At 41.4% G+C, this 22,531-nt stretch carries 16 protein-coding genes; 11 read left to right on the plus strand and 5 right to left on the minus strand.

Annotated features, from left to right (window positions below; translation table 11 throughout):
* The first annotated feature begins 145 nt into the window (after positions 1-145).
* From BCG07_RS13845 to BCG07_RS13860, 4 genes are all read left to right on the plus strand, one after another.
* Entirely contained in the window at positions 146-3,025 is a 2,880-nt protein-coding gene (locus BCG07_RS13845; protein ID WP_286890594.1) for a TonB-dependent receptor, read from the plus strand.
* Positions 3,026-3,047: 22 nt separating this feature from the next.
* Complete coding sequence (locus BCG07_RS13850) at positions 3,048-7,352, plus strand: alpha-1,6-glucosidase domain-containing protein (protein WP_138740601.1); 4,305 nt, start codon at positions 3,048-3,050, stop codon at positions 7,350-7,352.
* A 337-nt stretch (positions 7,353-7,689) separates the two neighbouring features.
* The gene (locus BCG07_RS13855) at positions 7,690-8,235 is read left to right on the plus strand and encodes a PH domain-containing protein (protein WP_008129868.1); all 546 of its coding nucleotides are present in this window, start codon (positions 7,690-7,692) and stop codon (positions 8,233-8,235) included.
* A gap of 43 nt (positions 8,236-8,278) precedes the next feature.
* A complete protein-coding gene (locus BCG07_RS13860; RefSeq protein ID WP_286890597.1) occupies positions 8,279-9,103 on the plus strand; it encodes a hypothetical protein in 825 nt (274 codons plus the stop codon).
* A gap of 81 nt (positions 9,104-9,184) precedes the next feature.
* Here BCG07_RS13860 and BCG07_RS13865 read toward each other — a convergent pair whose 3' ends face one another.
* Positions 9,185-9,529, minus strand: coding sequence for a rhodanese-like domain-containing protein (locus BCG07_RS13865; protein WP_006794223.1), 345 nt, complete (start codon positions 9,527-9,529; stop codon positions 9,185-9,187).
* 5 nt (positions 9,530-9,534) lie between these two features.
* A complete protein-coding gene (locus BCG07_RS13870; RefSeq protein ID WP_006794224.1) occupies positions 9,535-9,723 on the minus strand; it encodes a YgaP family membrane protein in 189 nt (62 codons plus the stop codon).
* Positions 9,724-9,854: 131 nt separating this feature from the next.
* Here BCG07_RS13870 and BCG07_RS13875 point away from each other — a divergent pair, with 131 nt between their 5' ends.
* From BCG07_RS13875 to BCG07_RS13885, 3 genes are read left to right on the plus strand one after another with little or no spacing between them, the layout of a single operon-like run.
* Positions 9,855-10,157: an ArsR/SmtB family transcription factor gene (locus BCG07_RS13875; RefSeq protein WP_006794225.1), complete on the plus strand. Its 303-nt coding sequence runs from the start codon at positions 9,855-9,857 to the stop codon at positions 10,155-10,157.
* Between the two features lie 5 nt (positions 10,158-10,162).
* The gene (locus BCG07_RS13880) at positions 10,163-13,438 is read left to right on the plus strand and encodes an efflux RND transporter permease subunit (protein ID WP_286890601.1); all 3,276 of its coding nucleotides are present in this window, start codon (positions 10,163-10,165) and stop codon (positions 13,436-13,438) included.
* The gene (locus tag BCG07_RS13885; RefSeq protein ID WP_286890603.1) at positions 13,428-14,501 is read left to right on the plus strand and encodes an efflux RND transporter periplasmic adaptor subunit; all 1,074 of its coding nucleotides are present in this window, start codon (positions 13,428-13,430) and stop codon (positions 14,499-14,501) included. The genes BCG07_RS13880 and BCG07_RS13885 overlap by 11 nt, the downstream gene beginning before the upstream one ends.
* Here the strand turns inward: BCG07_RS13885 and BCG07_RS13890 are convergent.
* Positions 14,494-15,171: a nitroreductase family protein gene (locus BCG07_RS13890; protein WP_008130030.1), complete on the minus strand. Its 678-nt coding sequence runs from the start codon at positions 15,169-15,171 to the stop codon at positions 14,494-14,496. The genes BCG07_RS13885 and BCG07_RS13890 overlap by 8 nt on opposite strands.
* A 187-nt stretch (positions 15,172-15,358) precedes the next feature.
* Between BCG07_RS13890 and BCG07_RS13895 the strand changes: the two genes are divergently transcribed.
* The 4 genes from BCG07_RS13895 to BCG07_RS13910 all read left to right on the plus strand — a co-directional run bounded on the left by BCG07_RS13895 (position 15,359) and on the right by BCG07_RS13910 (position 20,636).
* Positions 15,359-16,240: an ABC transporter ATP-binding protein gene (locus tag BCG07_RS13895; protein ID WP_286890607.1), complete on the plus strand. Its 882-nt coding sequence runs from the start codon at positions 15,359-15,361 to the stop codon at positions 16,238-16,240.
* 9 nt (positions 16,241-16,249) lie between these two features.
* Positions 16,250-19,828: an ABC transporter permease/M1 family aminopeptidase gene (locus BCG07_RS13900; protein WP_010557718.1), complete on the plus strand. Its 3,579-nt coding sequence runs from the start codon at positions 16,250-16,252 to the stop codon at positions 19,826-19,828.
* Positions 19,829-19,998: 170 nt separating this feature from the next.
* Complete coding sequence (locus tag BCG07_RS13905; protein ID WP_010557717.1) at positions 19,999-20,310, plus strand: Bor family protein; 312 nt, start codon at positions 19,999-20,001, stop codon at positions 20,308-20,310.
* Entirely contained in the window at positions 20,307-20,636 is a 330-nt protein-coding gene (locus BCG07_RS13910) for a Bor/Iss family lipoprotein (RefSeq protein WP_008127820.1), read from the plus strand. Before BCG07_RS13905 ends, BCG07_RS13910 begins: the two co-directional genes overlap by 4 nt.
* A 13-nt stretch (positions 20,637-20,649) precedes the next feature.
* Here BCG07_RS13910 and BCG07_RS13915 read toward each other — a convergent pair whose 3' ends face one another.
* Both BCG07_RS13915 and BCG07_RS13920 read right to left on the minus strand, forming a co-directional pair.
* A complete protein-coding gene (locus BCG07_RS13915; RefSeq protein WP_006794233.1) occupies positions 20,650-21,888 on the minus strand; it encodes an ABC transporter permease in 1,239 nt (412 codons plus the stop codon).
* The coding region (locus BCG07_RS13920) for an ABC transporter ATP-binding protein (protein WP_286890610.1) at positions 21,881-22,531 on the minus strand (651 nt) is incomplete at its 5' end. The genes BCG07_RS13915 and BCG07_RS13920, both read right to left, overlap by 8 nt.

Consider the following 22,531-nt stretch of genomic DNA (forward strand, 5'->3'; position numbering starts at 1 on the left):
CTAAATTGCTCAAAATAGCTGCAGCCTAAGCAGGCTATACTGCATACGTATTCATCACAAAATATTCACCTTTTGGTTACAATTTGTTGGTTGTGTTTTTACTGCACTGACACACCACACAAAACAATAACCAAAAGGCACACACATGCAAAAGTTTAAATTAAATGCGCTCATGCTGGCATTATTTGCCGCCAATAGTGCTATTGCAGCTACTGAAGAACCACCTGAGGAGACGAGCAAAACCGCTCAAGTTCAAACCGATGTAGAAGTGATTGAAGTGCGCGGCTTTAGTCGCAGCTTAATTCAATCGCTTAACCAAAAGCGATTTAGCGATACGGTGTCAGAACAAATTTCTGCTGATGACCTAGGCGCATTACCTGATATTTCAATGGCCGATGCACTGACTCGTTTACCGGGTATTTCAGCTGTGCGTACTGGTGGGCAGGCTGCACAAATTAATATACGCGGGCTGTCGGGCGGCTTTGTTTTTTCAACACTTAACGGTCGTGAGCAGGTATCTACAAGTGGTAGCCGCAGTATTGAGTTTGACCAATACCCATCAGAATTAATTAGCTCTGCGGCGGTATATAAATCGCCAAAGGCATCGCTTATAGAAGGTGGTGTGGCAGGTACGGTAGAGCTTGAAACAGCCAGCCCACTCAATAATGATCAAAAGCATAAATTTGTAGCTAATGTGCGCGGTATGTATAACGACCGTGCATCTGAGGTATCGGATGCCACTGAGTTTGGTGACCGAATTAGCTTTTCGTATCAAGGTAAATATTTAGACGATACATTAGGTGTAGCACTGGGGTTTGCGCGTTTATTTCAGCCAAGTGTAGCAACACAGTTTATTGGCCTTGCTTACAACGATAGAAAAGATGTTGATGGCGTACCAAACGACACAAATGGCCCCATAGATAGCCCAGAAAGTGAATACATTAGCGAGGGCTTTGAGCTACAGCATTTAGGCGGTGAAGAAACCCGTAATGGCTATTTGGCTGCCATAGAGTGGGCACCGGTAGATAATTTTAAATTAAAAGGTGATGCGTTTTTATCGCGCTTTGATAAAGAGTCATTTGCCCGCGGTTTTAGGGTTAAATTAGGCGGCCCATCTGCAGCATACGCAAATGCGCAACTTGATGGCAATGCTGTAATTGGTGCTGCGGTTAATCGTACTTCGAAAAGTTATACCCGTGTTGAAATAGTGAATGACGACAACCAAGATTTTGACGAAGTAGACAGCTTTGGCGTTAATGCCGATTGGCAAGTAACCGATAGACTAAATGTTAATGCTGATGTAGCGCTTTCTCGCGCAAAAAGTAATTTTAGAAACGGTTTGTTGTGGAGCTTAGTGGCTGAAGATGCCAATGCAGAAACGCCGGTATTTGATAGCAACGTTGCAATTAACTATCAGTTAAATGGGTTAAATTTACCTGACGTTGGGTTTAATCAGGCGGCCGCCTTTAGCGATATAGACCGAGTAATGGTCAGTAAATATGGTATTTACCCTGATCAAACCGAAGATGAAGTAACGGCATTTAGACTCGATTTTAAATACGAGTTAGAAAGCGATATATTTAGCTCAGTAGAATTTGGTGCACGCTATTCAGATAGAGAATACAGCCGAAAGCGCTCGGTATTTGAGTACGGTAACGACGGGGCATTTTCAACAACGCAGCCACCTTTGCGTTTAACCGACGATATGGCATCAGTGGTTGATTGGCAGGGCGACTTTAGTTATTTCCCATCGTATTTAGCCATTGATTTAGATAAAGCACTTAATGCGTGGTTTCCAGATGGCACACCAGAACCCGTTCAAACATGGGGCAACGCCGATGGCGTAGACGACGCGCAAGGTTACACAACTAACTATTCGTGGTCAGTGTTACAAAGCGGCTCGGTGTTTGAAGATGTGCTAGCCGCGTACGTTATGGTAAACATTAACACGCAAATTGCCGGCCTTGACCTATCAGGTAATGTGGGTGTGCGCCGTATCGAAACCGACCAATCAGCAACCGTACTTGAAAACGTAGCAGGCGATGCGCGCTTAGGTGCGCAAAATATTGTTGATGAGAACGGCATTGTTAATGACTTATACGCGCCTAATGTATTAGGCACTAAATATACAGATTACCTGCCTTCGCTAAATTTAAACCTGCAACTTAACGACAATTCACTTGTACGCTTTGCTGCGGCTAAAGTTATGTCGCGTGCGCCAATTAACCGCTTAGCGGGCGATGCCAGCGCAAACGTAAGTGACGATGGTGTTATTAACGGTTCAAGTAATAACAACCCATTTTTAAAACCCTTTTATGCTGACCAGTACGACTTATCTTACGAATATTATTTTGAAGAAGGTAACGGTACTGTCGCTGCGGCGTTATTTTATAAAAATATAGACTCGTTTGTTGAAACGCTATCGATTGAGAACTTCGACTTTAAAGGTAATGGCTTTAATGTCCCTGATTCTATAGAAGATCCGGTCAGTGGTGAGCAAGTTGCTACAACAAACGGTATTTACACCACGGCAGTTAATAATGGCGAAGGTGGCTACATTAGAGGGCTAGAGCTTGCCTATACGCAAGTGTTTACCTTTTTACCAGAGCCATTTAATGGCTTAGGCGCTAATGCAAGTTACTCATACACCGAAAGTGAAATTGAATCGATAACCAGTTTAGGGGGCGATACTCTCGTTCAATCTTTACCTGGATTATCTAATAACGTGCTTAATGCTACGTTATTTTATGCTTTAGACGATTTTGAAACGCGCCTTAATGTACGCTACCGCGATGAGTTTGTATCAGAGCAGGTTGCCATTAACGAACAAGTGGTTAATTTTGATGCTGAAACAGTCATCGATTTTCAAACGTCTTATCGCTTTAGCGATTCACTCACCATGCTTTTGCAAGTTAATAACTTAACCGATGAACCAACCCAAAGTTACTTTGGCTCAGAGCAGCGAACAGGGACTACTCAGTACTTTGGTCGTCAGTTTTATCTTGGTTTTACATACAGTCATTAATTAGCAAACGGAGCGTTTAAAAATGAAAATTATAACAATGTCTAAATATTTGCTAATAGCCTTAGGGTTAATGATATTAGCAGGATGTGGTGGGACAGATGAAGTCGAGTCGGGGCAGCAGCTTTTAACCTGTAATGTGCCACAAGTACCAAACGAAGCAGGCTCGCAATGTGTGGACCCTGAGCCTATAACGTGTGCAGCGCCTACTGTACCGGATGATAAAAACGAAAGCTGTGTAGTGGGCGCTGACCCAACATTGCCTGATCCTATTGTATTTGCTGGTGAAGGTGAGGCAGTTTTATTTTATAACCGTTTAGCCGACGATAACTACGAAGGTTACCGATTACATTCGTGGAATAACGATGTGTGTGATGCTTACGCACCTCCGTTTGACACGAGCGATTGGGCTAACGGCCATGAATACGATGGGATTGACCCAAACTACGGTGCCTACTGGATAATTGACCTCAAAGAAGGTTATAACGAGTGTGCTAACTTTATTGTGCACATTGGCACAGAAGGATCTGGTAAAGCGTTTGGTGATGTTGATTTAACCATGCCGCTTATGCAAGACGATGAAAAGTTTCAGCGTATGAACTTTACCATTCATGGTGAGCCTTCGGTGTTTGAATACCCTATTTTAAGCTTGGGCGAACGTCCGGTGGCGATAGATGGTGCATCAGCACATTGGATTGATTTAAATACAGTATTGTATAAGCCAAGTAATGAGCTTACACAAATCATTAAGTTACATTCTTCAGCAGCCGCTGACTTGGTGGTTGATTTAGACACTGGGCTAAATGGTGAAACCGTTGAGCTGACTGCAAGCGAGTTAACTGATGAGCAAGCTGCAAAAGTACCACACTTAACGGATTGGACTGCTTATGAAGGTAGTTGGGATGCAGACGCTGCAAAGCAGCTTATAAAGCAACAGCTTGTTGTTGCAGGCTACGATGCCGATGGCAAGCTACTAGAAGCAACCTTTGTACAAACCGCTAAAGCACTCGATGCCCTTTACACACAAGGCGAAGACGATGCTAACGAGGCATTACTTGGCGTAAATTATGGCAATAACACGATTGATGTAACTGTGTGGGCACCCACCGCGAATAACATGGTGCTAAACGTGTTTGATGATGCAAAAACACAAGTGCACTCCACGCCAATGACATTAAATACACAGACAGGTATTTGGCAAGTAAGTTTAGATACGCAATATGACCGCCATTACTATCGCTTTAATTTTGATGTTTACCACCCACTGACTCAGCAAATAGAGTCGCTATGGAGTACCGACCCTTACTCACTCAATGTATCTGCTAATGGCTTATACAGCCAGCTGATTAATTTAGCCGATGAAGACACTAAACCAGAAGGCTGGGATGAGCGTATCGTACCTACGATTACTAACCCAGAAGATGCGGTTATTTATGAAGGCCATGTACGTGATTTTAGTGTGCGTGATCAGTCAGTAAGCGAAGCAAACCGTGGTAAATACCTTGCATTCACTGAACTTGAAAGCGTGCCAATGCAGCACCTTAAGCAATTAGCAGATAAAGGCTTAACACACTTTCATTTACTGCCAGTGACTGATATTGGCACCATTGAAGAAGATGCTTCACAGCGTGTGGAAATTACAGACACCTTAGGTAAATTATGTGAGCGTATTAACGATGAAGCTGATGCATGTAAAATCGAAGATAAAAACAGCGCCATTGTCGATATTATGCAAAGTTACCTACCTGGCTCAGACGATGCACAAGCATTAGCCAGTGCGATGCGTGATTTAGATGGCTTTAACTGGGGTTATGATCCTCATCATTTTATTGCGCCTGAAGGCTCGTATGCATCAAGCAGCGATGGCATTGCTCGCGTAGTTGAGACACGCGCTATGGTGCAATCACTGCAAGAAGTAGGACTTCGTGTTGTACTGGATGTGGTTTATAACCACACAACATCATCGGGTATTTGGGATAAGTCGGTATTCGATAAGCTAGTACCAGGTTACTACCACCGCTATAGCGAAGTAAGTGGTGAAATAGAGCGCTCAACCTGTTGTGAAAACACAGCTACAGAGCATGTAATGATGGATAAGTTTGTTACTGATTCAATGGTTATTTTAGCGCGTGAATTTGGCTACGACAGTTTTAGATTTGATGTAATGGGGCATATGCCTAAATCATCAATATTAGCTGCGCGTGAAGCCGTGCAAGCCGTTGACCCTGATAACTATTTTTACGGTGAGGGCTGGGATTTTGGTGAAGTAGCCAACAATCGTTTATTCACACAAGCTAAACAAGCTGATATGGCAGGCTCAGAGGTAGGCACATTTAACGACCGTATTCGCGAAGCCGTGCGTGGTGGTGCAATGTTTAGCAATAACCCGACAGATGGCAACCTAGCCGAACAAGACACGTTACGGTTATCGCTGGCGGGCAACTTACAAAATTACATTTTAAAAGACTTTAAAGGTAATTCATCTAAAGGTAATAGCTTTACTTGGAACACTCAACCAACGGCGTATGCACTTGACCCAGCGGATAGCATTCATTACGTATCAAAACACGATAACGAAACGCTGTGGGATCAGTTGCAATACAAACATGCATCAAGCATGAGTATTGAGCAACGTGTGCGCGCGCACAATGTGGCATTGTCGATTCCACTTATGAGCCAAGGCATCCCATTTATGCAATTGGGCGCTGATTTACTGCGTTCTAAGTCAATGGACCGTGATAGCTATAATGCCGGTGATTGGTTTAATGCTGTTGATTTAACCAAAGAGAATAATAACTGGAACATTGGTTTACCTAACGCAGAGAAGAACCAAGAAAAATGGTCTGAAATTATGCCTATCTCTGCTAATGCAGATGCACAGGCAATGCCGCAAGACATAGCTTATGCAGGTGATGTATTTCAAGAATTCTTGGCTATCCGCAGCGCAAGCCCGTTATTTAGATTAACAACTGAACAAGATGTTATCGACCGTGTCGGATTTCACAATGTGGGTAAAAACCAGCAGCACGGCTTAATTGTAATGAGCATTGATGATGGTGAAGAACTCACAGACTTAGACCCAGCACTTGATGCGCTTGTTGTGATAATTAACGCAACCGAGCAAACTCTTAGCCATACTATTGCCACTGCAGCGGGTTTTGAATTACATGACGTATTAAAAAACAGTGTTGATGCAAGCATGGCCAGCGCCAATTTTGCCGAAGGCGATAACGAAGGCACATTCACTGTACCGCCTTATACGTTAGCTGTTTTTGCTAAAAACCAAGGTGAGAGCCAAGGTACTGGTTTAAGTGCAAATGCAACCGTAGGCGCACCTGATGTAGTACCTTATGGCAGCAACGCTGTGTTTGTTCGTGGTACGTTAAACGACTGGGGCACACGTGATGCATTTGAATATATTGGCGAAGGTGAATACCGTATAGCAATTGCACTCAGTGCTGGCGATTACGAATTTAAAATTGCCTCAGAAGATTGGTCTACGGTTGATTTTGGTGCGCTTTCTGATGCCGATAAAGACGTTGTAGAAAACCAAAGTGAGCCACTAACGCGCTCAGGTGCCAACATGATCTTTAATGCAGCCATTGATGCAACTTATGTATTTTCGCTTGATGCTTCAAACCCTGAAAATCCAACGCTTACTTTATTCAACGAAGAGCCATTTGTAGGCACCGCTATTTATGTGCGCGGTACGCTTAATGATTGGGGAGTAACCGATGAGCTGAGCTATCAAGGCAAAGGCATTTACACCTTTACTAAAACACTGAGCGCTGCAAGCTATGAATTTAAAATAGCGTCAGAAGATTGGAGCACGGTTGATTATGGCTCTGGCGAGGGGGATGCAAGTGTGATGATAGGCACAGCAGAGCAGTTATCGGTTGCGGGCGCAAATATGACCTTAGATATTGCCGAGCAAGGTGAATACCAGTTTGTATTTGATGCCAGTGATTTAAATAATGTAACGCTCAAAGTACTTAACGCTGAAATGTTTGCACAAACACCGGTGTTTATTCGCGGCAGTTTAAATGGATGGGGAACAGACAACCCACTGATGTACGAGGGTAATGCGGTTTACTCTACATCCATAGAGTTAGAAGCGGGCGACTATGAATTTAAAGTAGCGTCTGAAGATTGGAGTACCGTTGATTATGGCGGAGCAGGTGATGCACCTGTAGCCACCATTGGTGAACTTACTTCACTCGAAGCTATAGGTGCCAATATAGCACTGAATATTACCGAACAAGGTACTTACACCTTTAAGGTAATAGGTCCAGATAGAGAAAATGTGAGCATACTTATAAACAAACAGTAGCAGTTATATTTTCCCAGACCTAAGCCGAGCATAATCCTGCTCGGCTTTTTTAATGCCTCACTAATACATAATTAAAAGCATATTAAAAACGGGTGTTAACCCATGGTATTCGCGTTCTAATGCAAAAATAAACTTTATGTAAAGTGAAGCCAGTTCAGAACTGAGGTGGAAGATATTTTTTGTTTAAAGGGGGGGGTTATAAAAGGAAGTGTGACAATTTATTTCAGTGTAATAAGTTAAATTGCATTAAAGTTACTGTTCACGTAACTTAAGTAACTAAAGGCGTAAAAACGACCTAGTACAGGGTATACGCTCTCATTAAATTAAGGATAAATTTATGAATAACCACGTTTTAAAAAGCGCAACTTTCGACCCCAAAGTGCAGCAATACTGGATGTTAATGGCCACTTTTTTTAGTGTACTAGCACTGGTGACGATTCCGTTGTTACCTATTGTTTTGGCGATTGTGTGGCTAGTGGGAGGGCGAATATTGGCGGCTATGTCGGCACAATTACTCACGCAAAAACTCGTTGTAAAACGCGGCGTGTTTTTTAAAGAAGAAAAATCGATACCACTTGAAAAAATAACCGATGTAGGCCTAAGTCAAGGCCCAATAATGCGCATGTTTGGACTGTATCGTTTAAGTTTTGAAACAGCAGGGCAGTCTGGCCACGGTGCATTAGTGTCATTACTTGGTGTTGAAAATGCCAGTGAATTCAGAGAAGCCATACTTGAGCAAAAAGATAACTTAACTGCAAACACACCAGCAAAATCATCAAATGAAGAAACCCCGCAAAGCCAAGTAGAGCTAATACGTACACTTACCTATAGCGTAAAAAACATAGAGAATATGCTTGTTACGCTACTTGATGAAAAAAAATAGCTTTTGCTACACAAAAAATCACTTACTAAGGAACTTAAAAAATATGCTGAGATATGGACTGTTTTTATTTTTATTGATTAATTCGGCTACGATTAAGGCCAGTGGCATGCCACCTTATTTTAATGAGGATATAGACGCAGAATATAGAGCATTGCTAAAGCATGCTGGAGATATATTACCTAAAAGTGATTTACCTCTCGCGTATCTGCCGTTATTTTATCCTTTTAGTTTTCTTGATATTCATCCGACTAAGTTTAAAAGTGATAAAGATAAACAAGCGTTTGCAAACTTTAATTTAGGTGTTTTGGGTCGTAATTTTTTAAGTATAAATAAGGCACAACTCTCCAATTTACCTAACGTTACGATATGTAAAAAGCAAGCCTGCAAAGAAGAACGGTTAGGCTTAATTAACGACTTTTTAAAAGTAACGATGAATGAGCTTATTAAATTCAATCAGTCAAAAGATCTAAATCTTATTCAGCAAACAGACATGTTTGTTTATCGAATAAATAATACATTTTTCACGCCAGCTCAACTTGTTACTTATTATCCTTCTAAGTATGCGGGATTTGTTCCGTCAGCTAATTATAAAGTTTTTGAGTTAGGTGAAAACGAAGAGTTAATGACGTTATCAGCAGAAACTAAGCAAGTTAGGGAGTTAATGAATGCTTATAATGTTGCTGCTATCACTAAAAATGATGACAAGAGCATGAGCATAATTTTTGGAGGGGTGAGTGATAACCATTGGGGTGTCGTTGTTAATTACAGTTCAAGAATACCAACTCAGGGTGAGTATAACCACATGGGCTTAGAGTATGACATTATTGAAAAAATAACAGAAACGCGCTTTTATTTTCAAACAAATTAAGCCCAACTTGAATCAGTAGACTCGACGATTTTTATCGTCGAGTCTACTAACTAAGGCCCTAATTATTTGGGTTTACCATAATTAAAAAGCTTCACACACTTGCGTTGCGTTACAAGTAATAACGGTGACGTTTTCATATCCTATACGTGTAATTGCTTCAGCACTTAATGTGGCGCGTGCGCCACTAGCGCAGTGCAGATAAATAGGGCGGGAAGCGTCTTTTTCTATTTCCATCAACTTCATTTCAAGTAAGCCACGCGGAATATTAATAGCGCCTACAGCAGGATTGGTAGCATGTTCTGCGGGTTCACGCACATCAATAAGTAAGCCCTTGTTTTCGATAATCTCTTGTTTTGCTTGTTCAGCGTCGATACGTCGTTGGTTAGGTGTAATAACTTTTAGTAAATCGGGGATAGAAGTAAGCATTATATTTATTCCTTAACGCCAAATTTGCGTAGTAGTGTAATCATAGGGCACCAGCTAGTGAAAGCCGATTGCATCAAGTTTAGGGCAATAAACACTGTAAAATATACCCACCTAGGATCGTGATAGGTTTGTAATAAAATTGAGATCACAATCATTATGCCAGCGATCAGACGAAGCGCATTATTGAGTTTCATTATAGTCGGTCACTTATCCAGTTAAATACCTAATTACTATAATCGTATTTCATATATTAGTAAATCCTAATATTAGACTTTTCTAATGTAACAATTTATACTGCGATCACATTAGATTATTAGAGCTTTATATGAATATTGATTTTACTGCTATGGCGGGGAACGTTGAGCAAGCAGAGCAGCTATTAAAAATTTTAGCTAATAAAAATCGTTTAATGATTTTATGTTCGTTGCAAGATACCGAAATGAGTGTGACACAGCTTAATGAAGCGGTGCCGTTAGCGCAGTCGGCACTTTCTCAGCATTTAGCTGCCCTTAGAAAAACGAATATTGTTGCTACTCGCCGTGAGGGGCAAACTATTTATTACCGTGTGATTGATCAGAATGCTATTCATCTTTTAGGCACATTGTATGGTTTGTTTTGTAAGGGGTAGAGGTAATGAACATGATTGATAACGCAGTAAAAAGCAGTTTAACGGGTCGTATTCCGGTTATTATTTTTGTGTTATCAATTTTGTTTGGCCTGTTTGCTTTAAAACAAACGCCTCGCGAGGAAGAGCCGCAAATAGTGGTGCCTATGCTTGATATATATGTATCGGCTCCGAATGTAGAAGCGCCCGAAGTGACACGGCTGGTGACTCAGCCTCTTGAGAAGTTACTTTCCCAGCTTGGCGGTGTTGAACATATTTATTCAACCACACAAACTGGTGCTAGCGTGGTGACACTTAGGTTTGAGGTGGGGCATGATCGTGAACAGGCTATTTTAGATACCTACGCCAAGCTTAATGGTTACCAGCATACAATGCCTTCTGTTATTAAAGATTGGCAAATTCGGCCCATTGAGGTCGATGATGTTCCCATTGTTATGCTTGGGTTGTACAGCAAAGATCCACAACTCTATAGCGATTACGAATTAACACGATTTGCAAACGAAATTGCGAGTGCTTTACAACGTATTGAAAACACCAGCGAGGTAAAAGTGATTGCTGGGCGTAAACGCACGCTCACTATTAATTTAAATGCCAGCGCGTTGGCTGCTCACCAAACGACTATAAACGATGTACTTTATGCATTAAGTGTATCTAATCAACTTACGCAACTAGGCAGTGTTGTAAATGGTCAGCAAAAAATAGCTTTGCAAGCGGGTGACGTTTTACGTAATAAGTCTGCAGTGGAGCAGCTTGTAGTAAATGTAGTAAACGGTAAGAGTGTTTACTTACTTGATATTGCAAGCGTGATTGACGGACCTGGCGAGAGCGAACATTACCAATGGCTTGCACAATCTTCTAATGCTCAACAGTTACCCATGGTCACATTAAGTGTGGCTAAGCAAACAGGCACGAATGCCGTGGCGGTGGCAAACCATGTTCATCAAATGATGGCCGAGTTATCACGCACGCTTTTACCGCCAGAAGTGAGCTACTCGGTATTAAGAGATTACGGACAAACCGCCAATGAAAAAGTAAATAATCTAACATCAAGCTTAGTATTTGCTGTATTTACGGTAGTGATATTTGTTGGGGTGTTTTTGGGCTGGCGACCCGCCATTGTTGTTGGGTTAGCGGTGCCTATTTGCTATGGCATTACACTGGCACTGGATTTTGCGTTTGGTTATACCATTAACCGAGTAACGTTATTTGCACTTATTTTATCGTTAGGTTTATTGGTAGATGACCCAATTACAGGCATTGATAATATAAGCCGTTTTTTAAATAAAAAAGGCAACAAAAAACAGCAAATAGTTGGCGCAATGAGCGAAATTCGCGGTGCGTTACTTATGTCTACGTTAACGATTATGGTGGCATTTATTCCGCTGGCATTTATTACCGGCATGATGGGGCCGTACATGGCACCTATGGCATTTAACGTTCCAATCAGCGTGATGGTATCCACCATTGTGGCGTTTTTTGTAACGCCATGGCTTGCGATGAAGTTACTCAAGCCCAATACAGATACCCACACTGAAATTGAGCCCAAAATCAGTATTTATCAAACGTTATTAAGCCCGCTGCTTGTCTCAAAGCAGCGCGCAAAATGGGTGTTATGGGGCACATTAATTTTGTTTATTATTAGCGCCATGCTACCAGTTATGCGTTTAGTGCCTTTAAAGCTATTACCGTTTGATAATAAAAACGAGCTACAAGTATTAATAGACATGCCAGAGGGCACAAATTTAGAACGAACCGCTGCCTTTACTCAACAGGTGCAAACACTCACATGGCAATTAAACGAAGTAAGTGAAATAGCGGCGTACGTTGGTAAGCCTTCAAGTATGGATTTTAATGCCATGGTACGCGGCTATTATCGCCGTGAAGCTGCACATTTAGCAGAGCTAAGAGTGTTATTGATTGATAAGTCTGAGCGCGAGCATCAATCACATGCTGTGGTTATGCGCTTACGTAAACAGCTCGCACCTTTAGCAAAACACGGCATAGTAATAAAAGTTGTTGAAGTGCCTCCTGGTCCGCCCGTATTAAGTACTTTAGTTGCTGAGGTTTACCGAGATGATTTTGTTGATCAGCAAACTCATTACCAAGCAGCTAAACAATTAGCTGAACGTTTAAAGCAAGAGCCTCACGTAGTCGAAGTGGATACCTCTATGGTTGCACCTTCACCTTTACAGCGTTTTGTAACCGATAAGAGCAAAGCGGCAATCAGTGCAATTTCTACTCAAAATATTGCTCAATCGTTAAGTGTTGCAACACAAGGTGAAACCGTGGGTGTGCTTTACGTAAGTAACGAAACAGAGCCTGTTGATATTAAATTACAGTTACCATACAGCGAGCGTAATCAAATTTCGCAATTACTTGCACTGCAAGTCAGAGGTGATAGAGATTTAGCTAAAACCAGCAATGAATTTGGCTTACAAAGTGCACCAAGGCCATTAGTGTCGCTTTCAGAGTTAGGTAAGTTTACGCAACATCAGGTTGCTGACATTCGGGTTCGTAAAGATCAACGCGATGTAATTTATGTTATGGCTGAGCTAAACGGGCGAACGCCAGCAGAGGTTATTGCAGACGTAAATGCTGATTTTAACGCCGAGCCTAACTATTTTGAAAAAACACCGTGGATAAACCGCCACTTTTTTAACAATGGCGGTACTGCACCATGGCAATTACCTAAAGGTACGCATGTCAACTTTAGTGGTGAGGGGGAGTGGCGTATTACCATAGATGTGTTTAGGGATATGGGAATTGCATTTGCCTTTGCGCTTAGTGCCATATTTATTATTTTACGTGTACAAACACAATCTGCGAGCTTGTCGCTAATTATTATGTCGGCTATTCCGCTCACGGTGATAGGTATTATGCCAGGCTTTTGGTTATTAAATCAGTTTGGAGAACGTGCTATAGCTGGCGCTCCTGAGCCGGTATTATTTACCGCTACAGCAATGATTGGGATGATTGCCCTTGCTGGTATTGTGGTTCGTAATTCGCTTATTTTAGTTGAATTTATTAATCAAGCCCGATCTCAAGGTATGGCTATAGAAGACGCGCTGATTGCTGCTGGAACAGTGCGCATGCGCCCTGTATTACTAACCGCAGGCACGACTTTATTGGGTAACTTAGTAATCACACTTGACCCGGTATTCAGCGGGCTCGCGATTGCGATAATTTTTGGTATTGTGGCGTCTACTGTATTTTCGTTATTTGTAGTGCCACTTGTTTATTATTTAGTGTTTGCAAGTTCAGAGGGTGAAGCGCATGCAGGGTAAATCAAAACTAATCGGCGCTTTAATCGCTTTATTGGTAATTATTATGGCTGTGCTTTACATGGCAGGCAGCTTTTCTGACCAACAAGCTGCTGGTTTAAAAGAATCACAACAAAGTAATTATCAAGGTGAGCGAGTCACCATTGCGCTGCAAAGCATCACCGGTATTGAGCAGGTACCGGGTAGTGTAATTGCAAAACAAAATACGCAAATTTCATCAAATGTTATGGCGCAGGTGGAGCAGCTAAAAGTACGAGCGGGCGATAAGGTCACTAAAGGCGATTTACTTATTACCCTCAAGCAAGATGATTTTAAAGCGGCGTTAGCACAAAGCGACGCGAATATTAACGCGGTGAAAGCATCGTTGACGCAAGCTCAAAAGCAATTAGTTAGAATGAGTGATTTAAATGCGAAGGGGTTGGTGCCTGTTAGTGAATTGGATGAGGCTAAGGCTAAATTTGATAATCTCACTGCTAATTTAGCCGCCGCTCAGCAGCAACAAGCACAAGCAAAAGTGGCGCTAAATTATACTCAAATTATAGCGCCTATTTCAGGGGTTGTGGTTGAGCGTTTAACCGAGCCCGGCGACACCGCCACTCCGGGCAAGCCACTTATTACAGTGTATAACCCATTGCAATTACAGCTCGAATTTAATGTGCGTGAACAACAAGCTGTAAAATTAAAACTCGGAGATAGCTTAAATGTGGCCCTTCCATCTTTGGCAATAACAACACCTGCCGTAGTAAGTGAGATTGTCCCTGTTGCCGACAATAGCGCGCGTAGCTTGCTTATTCGCCTCGATACGAATGCACAGTTAGGGTTAATTCCTGGGCTTTACGCACAGTTGCAGTTACCTACAAAAAGCGCTCAAGGTATTTTAATTGAGCCAAGTTGGGTACATGAGTTTGGGCAATTAAACATGGTGTATGTACTAGAAAACGAAACGCCAGTTAAACGTTTCGTAAGGTTAGGTACAATGGTTAATAACAAACAACATGTAATTGCTGGCCTTAAAGAGGGAGATATTCTTGCTATTGATTATTCCCCCTTGCACGGGATTAAATAAAACTGGCTATTTCATCAATCGATTTTTTATCTAGTGCATGCATTGGTACTGTTGCATGCTCATCCGGATAGCCTGCAATTAATAGCATATAAGGGCGCTCGTTATCTTTATCGCGGCCACAAATGTCTGTTAAAAAGCTCATAGGTTTTGGGGTGTGAGTAAGCGTTGCAAGGCCTGCTCGGTGCAGAGCTTGTATTAAAAACCCCGTTGCTAACCCAACAGACTCATGCACATAGTAATTTGTATTTTTATCGTCAGTACTCACGCCGCCCTTTTTTTGACTAAACACAGCAATAAGCCAAGGTGCATGCTCTAAGTAGGGTTTGTTCGCGTCAGTCCCTAATGGTTTTAATGCATCCAGCCACTCCTCGCCTGCTCGCCCTTCGTAAAAAGAGCGCTCTAGCTTTTCAGCCGCGTCGCGTATTTGTTTTTTTACATCGCTACTGTTAATAGCCACAAAATGCCAAGGCTGGTGGTTTGCACCACTAGGTGCTGTACCCGCTGCTTTTATACAGGTTTCGATAATCTCTTTTGGCACTGGGCGGTCACTAAAACTGCGAATGCTATGGCGGCGCTGGCTTGTTTGTAAAAATTCATTTGCACGGGCTAACATTTCATCGTGTGAGTATTCTATAAAATCGGTCAATGGCTGGTTTTTATGTTCTTGCATGGCTTTTCGCTTCTTATCAATAGTGTGTGGTTTTTATACCCAGAGGCTCACTTCTTAGCAAGTGTTATTAGAGTGTGTTGCTGTTTATTTATTGTTACAAAGTTGGCCACAGCGTAACTTATGTTCCCGTTTTTAATGTGGTATAAAACAGTATAAAAATAATACTTACAATTCAAGGAAGTAAAAAATGCTATCAATAACAGGGTTATCAAAAACCTACGACAACGGCGTGCACGCTCTGCAAGGTGTTGATTTATCAATAGGTAAAGGCATGTTTGGGCTACTTGGGCCAAATGGTGCCGGGAAGTCATCGCTAATGCGCACTATTGCAACGTTACAATCTGCCAACGCGGGGGCAATTACCTTTGATGGTATTGATGTATTTAAAGACCCACAAGCACTGCGCCAACGTTTAGGTTACCTTCCGCAAGATTTTGGTGTTTATCCGCGTGTTAGTGCTTACGACTTGCTAGACCATATGGCTGTTTTAAAGGGGATTCATAATAAAAGGGAGCGTAAAGAGTCGGTTGAAGGCCTACTAGCACACACTAATTTATATCAACATCGCTCAAAAGCGGTAAGTGGCTTTTCGGGCGGGATGCGCCAGCGTTTTGGTATTGCTCAAGCGTTATTGGGCGACCCTGATTTACTAATCGTTGATGAGCCAACCGCAGGGCTAGACCCTGAAGAGCGAAATCGCTTTCATAACTTGTTAGTAAGCTTAGGCGAGCAAAAAGTCGTTATATTATCAACCCACATAGTAGAAGATGTGGCTGAACTATGCCCTAATATGGCGGTACTGGCTGGTGGTAAAATTTTATTAGAGGGTAACCCGATTGCCCTCACCGACAAGCTGCAAGGCCAAATTTGGCGCAAAGCCATGAGCCAAGAAGAAGCGCAAGAGCTTGAGCCACAGCTACCTGTTATTTCTAAACGCTTATTTGCTGGGCAAACCATATTGCATGTATTAGCGGAACAAGCCCCTGAAGGTTTTCAATCAAGCCATGCAAACCTAGAAGACGTGTACTTTTCTACTTTGCTCAATCATCGTAATAGCCAAGTAGCATAAGGAGGCGTTATGTTTTTTAATATGCTCGCGTTTGAGCTGCGCTATTTTGTGCGCCAGCCCTCGTTTTATATCATTTCATTAATGTTCTTTTTTATGGCGTTTTTTATCAGCTCTTCTAGCAAATTTCCGCTAGGCGGCGCTAATGTACATATGAATTCGCCTTTTTCAATTATGATGTTGACCATTACATTTTGTGTATTTGCGATGTTTTTGGTAGTTAACTTTGTTGCCAGCTCCGCTATTAGAAATAGTGAAACTAAAATGGATGAACTGGTTTTTAGTAAGCCTGTTAATCCTGTCCCTTATCAAACTGGGCGCTTTTTTGGTGCTTACTTAGTGGTGCTGGTTGTATTTTTAACCGTGCCTTTAGGAGTACTTTTAGGGTCGCAGTTTGGCTTATCAGTTGGATGGCTCGATAGTGAGCTAGTGGGTCCAAATAAGTTTGTGTATTACGCTGCACCTTATTTTTATATTGCAGTACCCAGTTTGCTGGTGCTTTCGGCTATTTTTAACAGTGTGGCTGTCTATTTTAAAACGATGATGTCGGTGTATGTCGCAGCCGTTGTTATTTTTATCGCCTATCAAATAGCCAGTGCTTATTTTGATGATTTAGCATTTAGAAATATAGTTGTTTACGCCGACCCATTTGGCTTGGGGTCTTTAATTGATTTGACGCGTTACTGGACTGTGAGTGATAAAAACACAGAAGTGCTAACCCTCACAGGTGACCTTTTAGTTAACCGTATATTGTGGGTGGCAATCAGTATTACAATGTTTTTTGGTCTTGGAAAGCTAAGCAACCGCATAGTAATTAAAAAACAGCAAAAACAATTTAAAGTCTCTGCTTTTGTTCAAAATAAACAAGCTGCACTTATCAACAGTGCTAAAAATTATAAATCAGCGGGGGTTAGTACTCCATCTCAGCTAATAATGCGCAGTATATTCGAACTTAAACAAGTTATATTTAGTGCTCCTTTTATGATTTTAGCGGGTGTAAGTATTGTAACGCTTATGATCCCGCTGTTTGCGCCCATAGGCGCTTACGGCACAACTAACTGGCCGATCACCGCGAATATGGTAAATATTATTAGCGGTATTTCTGGTTTATTTTTGTTTGTTATTATCGCTTTTTATAGTGCAGAACTTGTATGGCGCGAACGTCAAAGTGGTATGGGCGATATTGTTGATAGCTTTCCTGTGCATAACAGTGTTTTTTGGGTATCAAAAATACTGGCGTTAATCACGGCTATTTCAGGCTTGTTTATTGTTGGAATGATACTAACAATCACAGTGCAGTTATTTAAAGGGCAATTTAATTTAGAGTTGGGGCAGTATTTATTCAGGATTGTTTATTTATCGCTTTTACCATTGATTATGCTGACGGTGCTTGCCTTCTTTTTACAAATTATTAGCCCAAATAAATACGTAGGGATGGGTTTGTTTATTCTTTATTACATTGCCCAAATCGTAATGGATTCTTATGGATTTGAACACCATATGTATCATTTTTCGAAAAGCAGCAGCGTACCGTACTCTGATATAAACGGTTATGGACACTTTTTGGAAGCAGCGCATTGGTACACATTGTATTGGGGCGCGTTAAGTCTTGTTTTGGCTATTGTAGGATTTGCGTTATGGCATAGAGGACCTTCACAAACACTACGTACACGACTGTCTCTGCTTCGTTATAATATGTCGTTAAAGGGGCAAGTAATTGTTTGTGTTAGTGCACTGGTGTTTGTTGGTGCAGGTTATAACATTTATCACAATACGCGTGTTTTAAACGAATTTATCACAAGCGATGCGTTTCAAGACAAGCAAGTAAGCTATGAAAAACAGTTTGCACAATATAAAGATTTAGCAGTGCCTATGGTGACCGATGTTGACTTAACTGTTGATATTTACCCTAAAAAGCGTGCTTTAAGTGCAGTTGCAAAAATTAAGTTTACTAATACATCTAATGAGCCAATTTCGCGAGTATTGATCACCTCACCGCAACACGCCAAAAGCTGGGATGTAACGATGGCTGGCGGTAAAATTGTTGAAAAATTACCAGCGCTTTATTCTGCATGGTTTGAATTTGATCAGCCCCTTATGCCAGACGAGGTAAGAGAAGGGCAGCTGTCTGTCACTCGCGAGCATACAGGCTTTACCGATAGTGGCTCCGATACACAGTTAGTGGCTAATGGTACGTTTATTAATAATTGGGAGCTTTTTCCTAACTTCGGGTACAACCGTGGTTTACAGGTGGCTGATAAATTTAAGCGCCGTAAACATGGCTTACCAGAGCTAGAACGAGCAAATAAACTTGAAGATAGCCAGTACTATACACAAAGTGATTTTGGTCAAGCTACTGGGTTTATTAACTTTAGGGCCAGGGTAACGACCGATGAATCGCAATTTGCGATTACACCTGGTTATTTACAAAGTGAAAGCGTAAAAGATGGGCGCCGAACCTTTGTTTATGAAATGGATGCACCTATTATAAATTTTTATGCGGTGCAGTCGGCTGAATTGGAAAGTAAAAAGGTTGAGCATAATGGTGTAAATATTGAGGTTTATTTCCATAAAAGTCATGCGTGGAATGTTGACCGCATGATTGAATCGGTTCAAGACTCGATAGATTATTTTACACAAGCATTTGGCCCCTATCAGCATAAGCAATTACGTATTATTGAATTTCCTCGCTATCGCTCATTTGCGCAAAGTTTTGCTAATACTGTTCCTTATTCAGAAAGCATTGGTTTTGTTACAGACTCAAGGGATGAAAGTAAAATTGACCTGCCTTATTACGTAACTGCACACGAAGTAGCGCATCAATGGTGGGGTCATCAAGTATCAGGCGCCAATGTAGAGGGGAGTGAAGTTATGTCCGAAACGCTTTCACAATACAGTGCGCTTATGGTGCTTGAAAAACGCTTTGGCCCAGAAAAGCTACGTAAGTTTTTAAAATACGAGCTAGATAGGTACTTAATGGGCCGTACTGGAGAAGCGTTTGAAGAGATGCCACTATATAAAACCCAGGCTCAGCAATACCTTCATTACAATAAAGGATCTGTTGTTATGATGGCGATTTATGATCGCCTAGGTGAAAAACGCCTAAACGCTGCACTTAAGGCATTTTTAAATGAGTTTAGATATCAGTCAACGCCATACCCAACAACACTTGATTTACTAAGTTATTTAAAACAAGACGCAACCCAAGCTGAGCAAAACTTTATTGACGATCAGTTTAAATATATCACTTTGTATGAGCTGGAAATGAAAGAGGTTTCGATTTCAGACGAAGCCGACAGTGAGGGCTTTTACAGTGTTACGTTAAACGTTGAAGCTGTTAAGCAACGTGCTGATGGTCAAGGTGAAGAAACAGAACAGCCACTCGATGAGTTAATTGATATTGTGTTGTTTAGTGACGATCCTGAAAATCTACTCGCTGAAGATTTTGTGATTTACTCACAAAAACATCAAATAGTAACGGGTACTAATATTATTGAGTTAAAGGTAAAAGAAAAACCTTTATTTGCAGGGGTAGATCCGTACGTAAAACTGGTTGATAAAGACAATGTAAATAATTTGGCTAAGTTTTAATAGCTGAAACTAAACTTACTCAAAGGCCGCAATTTTGCGGCCTTTTTTGTGTAAAAAACTGTTTGAAATCTGTAAGGTTGGCTACATTTTTCGCACAGCTTTTTACTCATTATTTTACTGGTTTACTGTAAAGTTTATTTACTGAAAGTAAGTACCAAGTAAGGACAAACATGAAATCATTAATAATGGGGTTTGTAGTATTAGGCTTAAGCGCCTGTTCTGCGGTTACCATACAGCCACACGCTATCGCAAAAATTACAAGTAAAGCGACCTACGAAGATAGCCGTCCATTTTATTTATGGGGGTTAGTAGGAGAGGAACGTGTGGATGTAAAACAGATTTGTACAGATACACAAGCGGCTCAAATGCAGTCGCAACAAACATTTAGCGATGGTGCGTTGGGTTTAATTACGCTAGGCATTTATTCACCACATACCATAAAGGTATGGTGTGAAGAGCAAAATACGCAGGAGGCGTTATGAATCTTAAATTAATTTTAGGCAGTATTACTTTTGCTATGTTAACTGGTTGCACAAATATTTACTTTGATAATGGTGTACCTGAAAAAGTTAATAACCAGTCGCACAATAGTTCTCAGTGGCATCATAATTTTGCTTTAGCTTTGTATGAGGGATCTGATGCGGTTGACTTAAGTGAGCATTGTCCACAAGGACAATGGCAAACGGTGCACACGTATAAGTCATTTAGTAATGGAGTAGCGGAGGTTGTAGTTAATCAGATAGGCCCGGCTTGGTACCCTAAAACAGTTGAAGTGAGCTGCACTAAGGTACCTTTTAAAGCTGAGTAGAGATTGATGCTGATTATTCGTATCGTAATGCTTCAATAGGGTTTAGCCTTGCCGCTTTAATAGCAGGGGCTAAGCCAAATATAATACCGATAAGTGACGTAAAACCGAACGATAGCATCACAGCCCAACCAGGTATGTAAGCATCCGGCATACTGGGAACCATAAACGAAATCAATGCGGCAGCACCATAACCTATAGCTAAGCCAATGAGTCCGCCAAATAACGATAGCACTACGGCTTCCACCAAAAACTGTAGCATAATAAAGCCGGGTGTTGCGCCCAATGCTTTAAGAGTGCCTATTACTCGGGTACGTTCAGTCACCGATACCAGCATAATATTCATTACGCCAATCCCCCCTACAACAAGGCTTATACCAACAATACCAGCAGTGATTGCCGTGGCGCTACCTGTAAACTTATCAACATTAGCACGGGCTTTTTCAGCGGTTTCAAATTCAAAGTCGTTTTCTTCTCCGTCTTTTAATTTATGTAATTGGCGTAAAATACGCGTTATTTTAGCTAAAGTAAGCTCTTCATCGACCCCTTCTTTAAGTCTAAACATTATTTGCACGTTACTCGTGCTGCTAGCACCCTCTAACGCGCTCATGGTACTGATCGGAATATTTATATAATCATCTTGATCAAAGCCAAATAAGCTACCTTGTTTTTCGGCTACTCCAATGATCCTAAACCATTCGCCACCAAGTTTGATATATTCGCCTACTGGGTTATCGGGTAAATTTAACTTTTCAATAATAGAAGGACCAATAAACGCAACCCGACGGCGTTTTTCGTCATCTTCCGCGCGAATAAAGCGGCCTAATTCTGGAAACGTGCGGTATGCTTTTTGGTAATCTTGTTCGGTTCCCATCACGCGTGATGAATGGCTTTTATTTCCGTATTCAGCTCCACCAGAAAAACGCCACGTAAACATAAGTGCGGTTAGTGTTTCGGCTTCTTTTATACGTGCTTTTAGTGTTAGAAAATCGGAGTAAGTCAGTTTTGCGTTTTTACCAACCATTTCTTGCTCGATGCTTGTAAATGGTTTGATTGAGGTTACATCGGGTGCCATGTCAGCAAGTTGATCGTTAATTTGTTTAGTAAAGCCCTGCATAACTGCAACCACAGTTATAACGGCTGCAACACCAATAATAATACCTAAACAGGTTAATGCGCTGCGCATTGCGTTGGCCTTAATAGCCATTAATGCTGCTTTTGTTCCTTCCATAATGGCAATGGCAGATTTAAACATGTTGTTTTTCTCCTTCGCCTTTTTTTACATCACTCACTACTTTACCATCTACCAAGCGAATAACCCGTTGGCAATGGTCTGCAATTTCTTGCTCGTGGGTTACTAAAATAATAGTGTGCCCCTCATTATGCAGTTCATCAAACAAGGTCATTATTTCTGCTGTGGTCTTGCTATCAAGATTACCTGTGGGTTCATCCCCCAGTAAAATATGTGGTTTAGTTACTAATGCGCGAGCAATGGCTACACGTTGACGTTGCCCACCCGAAAGCTGACTTGATAGGTGATCAACTTTGTCGCCAAGACCAACGCGTTGCAATGCTTCAAGTGCTTTTTGTTTGCGTTGTTTTGCGGGTATAAAACGATAAACCAAGGGCTGCATTACATTTTCAAGTGCAGATGCGCGAGGCAGTAAGTTAAAGCTTTGGAAAATAAATCCGACGCTCTCATTACGTTGATGGGCAAGCTCGGTTTCGGTCATACTTTTTACAAGCTTATCTTTTAAAAAGTAATCGCCACTAGTGGGTGTATCTAAGCAGCCAAGTAAGTTCATTAAAGTTGATTTACCTGAGCCTGAAGGGCCAATAATGGCTACGTATTCATTTTCATTCATGACGATATTTACATCATCTAACGCTTTAAATAC

The organism is Pseudoalteromonas sp. ESRF-bin5 (genome assembly GCF_002632075.1).
In the GTDB taxonomy this organism is placed as follows: Bacteria; Pseudomonadota; Gammaproteobacteria; order Enterobacterales; family Alteromonadaceae; genus Pseudoalteromonas; species Pseudoalteromonas marina.

Coding starts and splice junctions, on each gene's coding strand:
- BCG07_RS13915 (WP_006794233.1), bottom strand. CDS start 21,888: ATGTTTAAATCTGCCATTGCCATTATGGAAGGAACAAAAGCAGCATTA.
- BCG07_RS13880 (WP_286890601.1), top strand. CDS start 10,163: ATGAACATGATTGATAACGCAGTAAAAAGCAGTTTAACGGGTCGTATT.
- BCG07_RS13850 (WP_138740601.1), top strand. CDS start 3,048: ATGAAAATTATAACAATGTCTAAATATTTGCTAATAGCCTTAGGGTTA.
- BCG07_RS13860 (WP_286890597.1), top strand. CDS start 8,279: ATGCTGAGATATGGACTGTTTTTATTTTTATTGATTAATTCGGCTACG.
- BCG07_RS13845 (WP_286890594.1), top strand. CDS start 146: ATGCAAAAGTTTAAATTAAATGCGCTCATGCTGGCATTATTTGCCGCC.
- BCG07_RS13890 (WP_008130030.1), bottom strand. CDS start 15,171: ATGCAAGAACATAAAAACCAGCCATTGACCGATTTTATAGAATACTCA.
- BCG07_RS13895 (WP_286890607.1), top strand. CDS start 15,359: ATGCTATCAATAACAGGGTTATCAAAAACCTACGACAACGGCGTGCAC.
- BCG07_RS13870 (WP_006794224.1), bottom strand. CDS start 9,723: ATGAAACTCAATAATGCGCTTCGTCTGATCGCTGGCATAATGATTGTG.
- BCG07_RS13910 (WP_008127820.1), top strand. CDS start 20,307: ATGAATCTTAAATTAATTTTAGGCAGTATTACTTTTGCTATGTTAACT.
- BCG07_RS13875 (WP_006794225.1), top strand. CDS start 9,855: ATGAATATTGATTTTACTGCTATGGCGGGGAACGTTGAGCAAGCAGAG.
- BCG07_RS13905 (WP_010557717.1), top strand. CDS start 19,999: ATGAAATCATTAATAATGGGGTTTGTAGTATTAGGCTTAAGCGCCTGT.
- BCG07_RS13865 (WP_006794223.1), bottom strand. CDS start 9,529: ATGCTTACTTCTATCCCCGATTTACTAAAAGTTATTACACCTAACCAA.
- BCG07_RS13855 (WP_008129868.1), top strand. CDS start 7,690: ATGAATAACCACGTTTTAAAAAGCGCAACTTTCGACCCCAAAGTGCAG.
- BCG07_RS13900 (WP_010557718.1), top strand. CDS start 16,250: ATGTTTTTTAATATGCTCGCGTTTGAGCTGCGCTATTTTGTGCGCCAG.
- BCG07_RS13885 (WP_286890603.1), top strand. CDS start 13,428: ATGCAGGGTAAATCAAAACTAATCGGCGCTTTAATCGCTTTATTGGTA.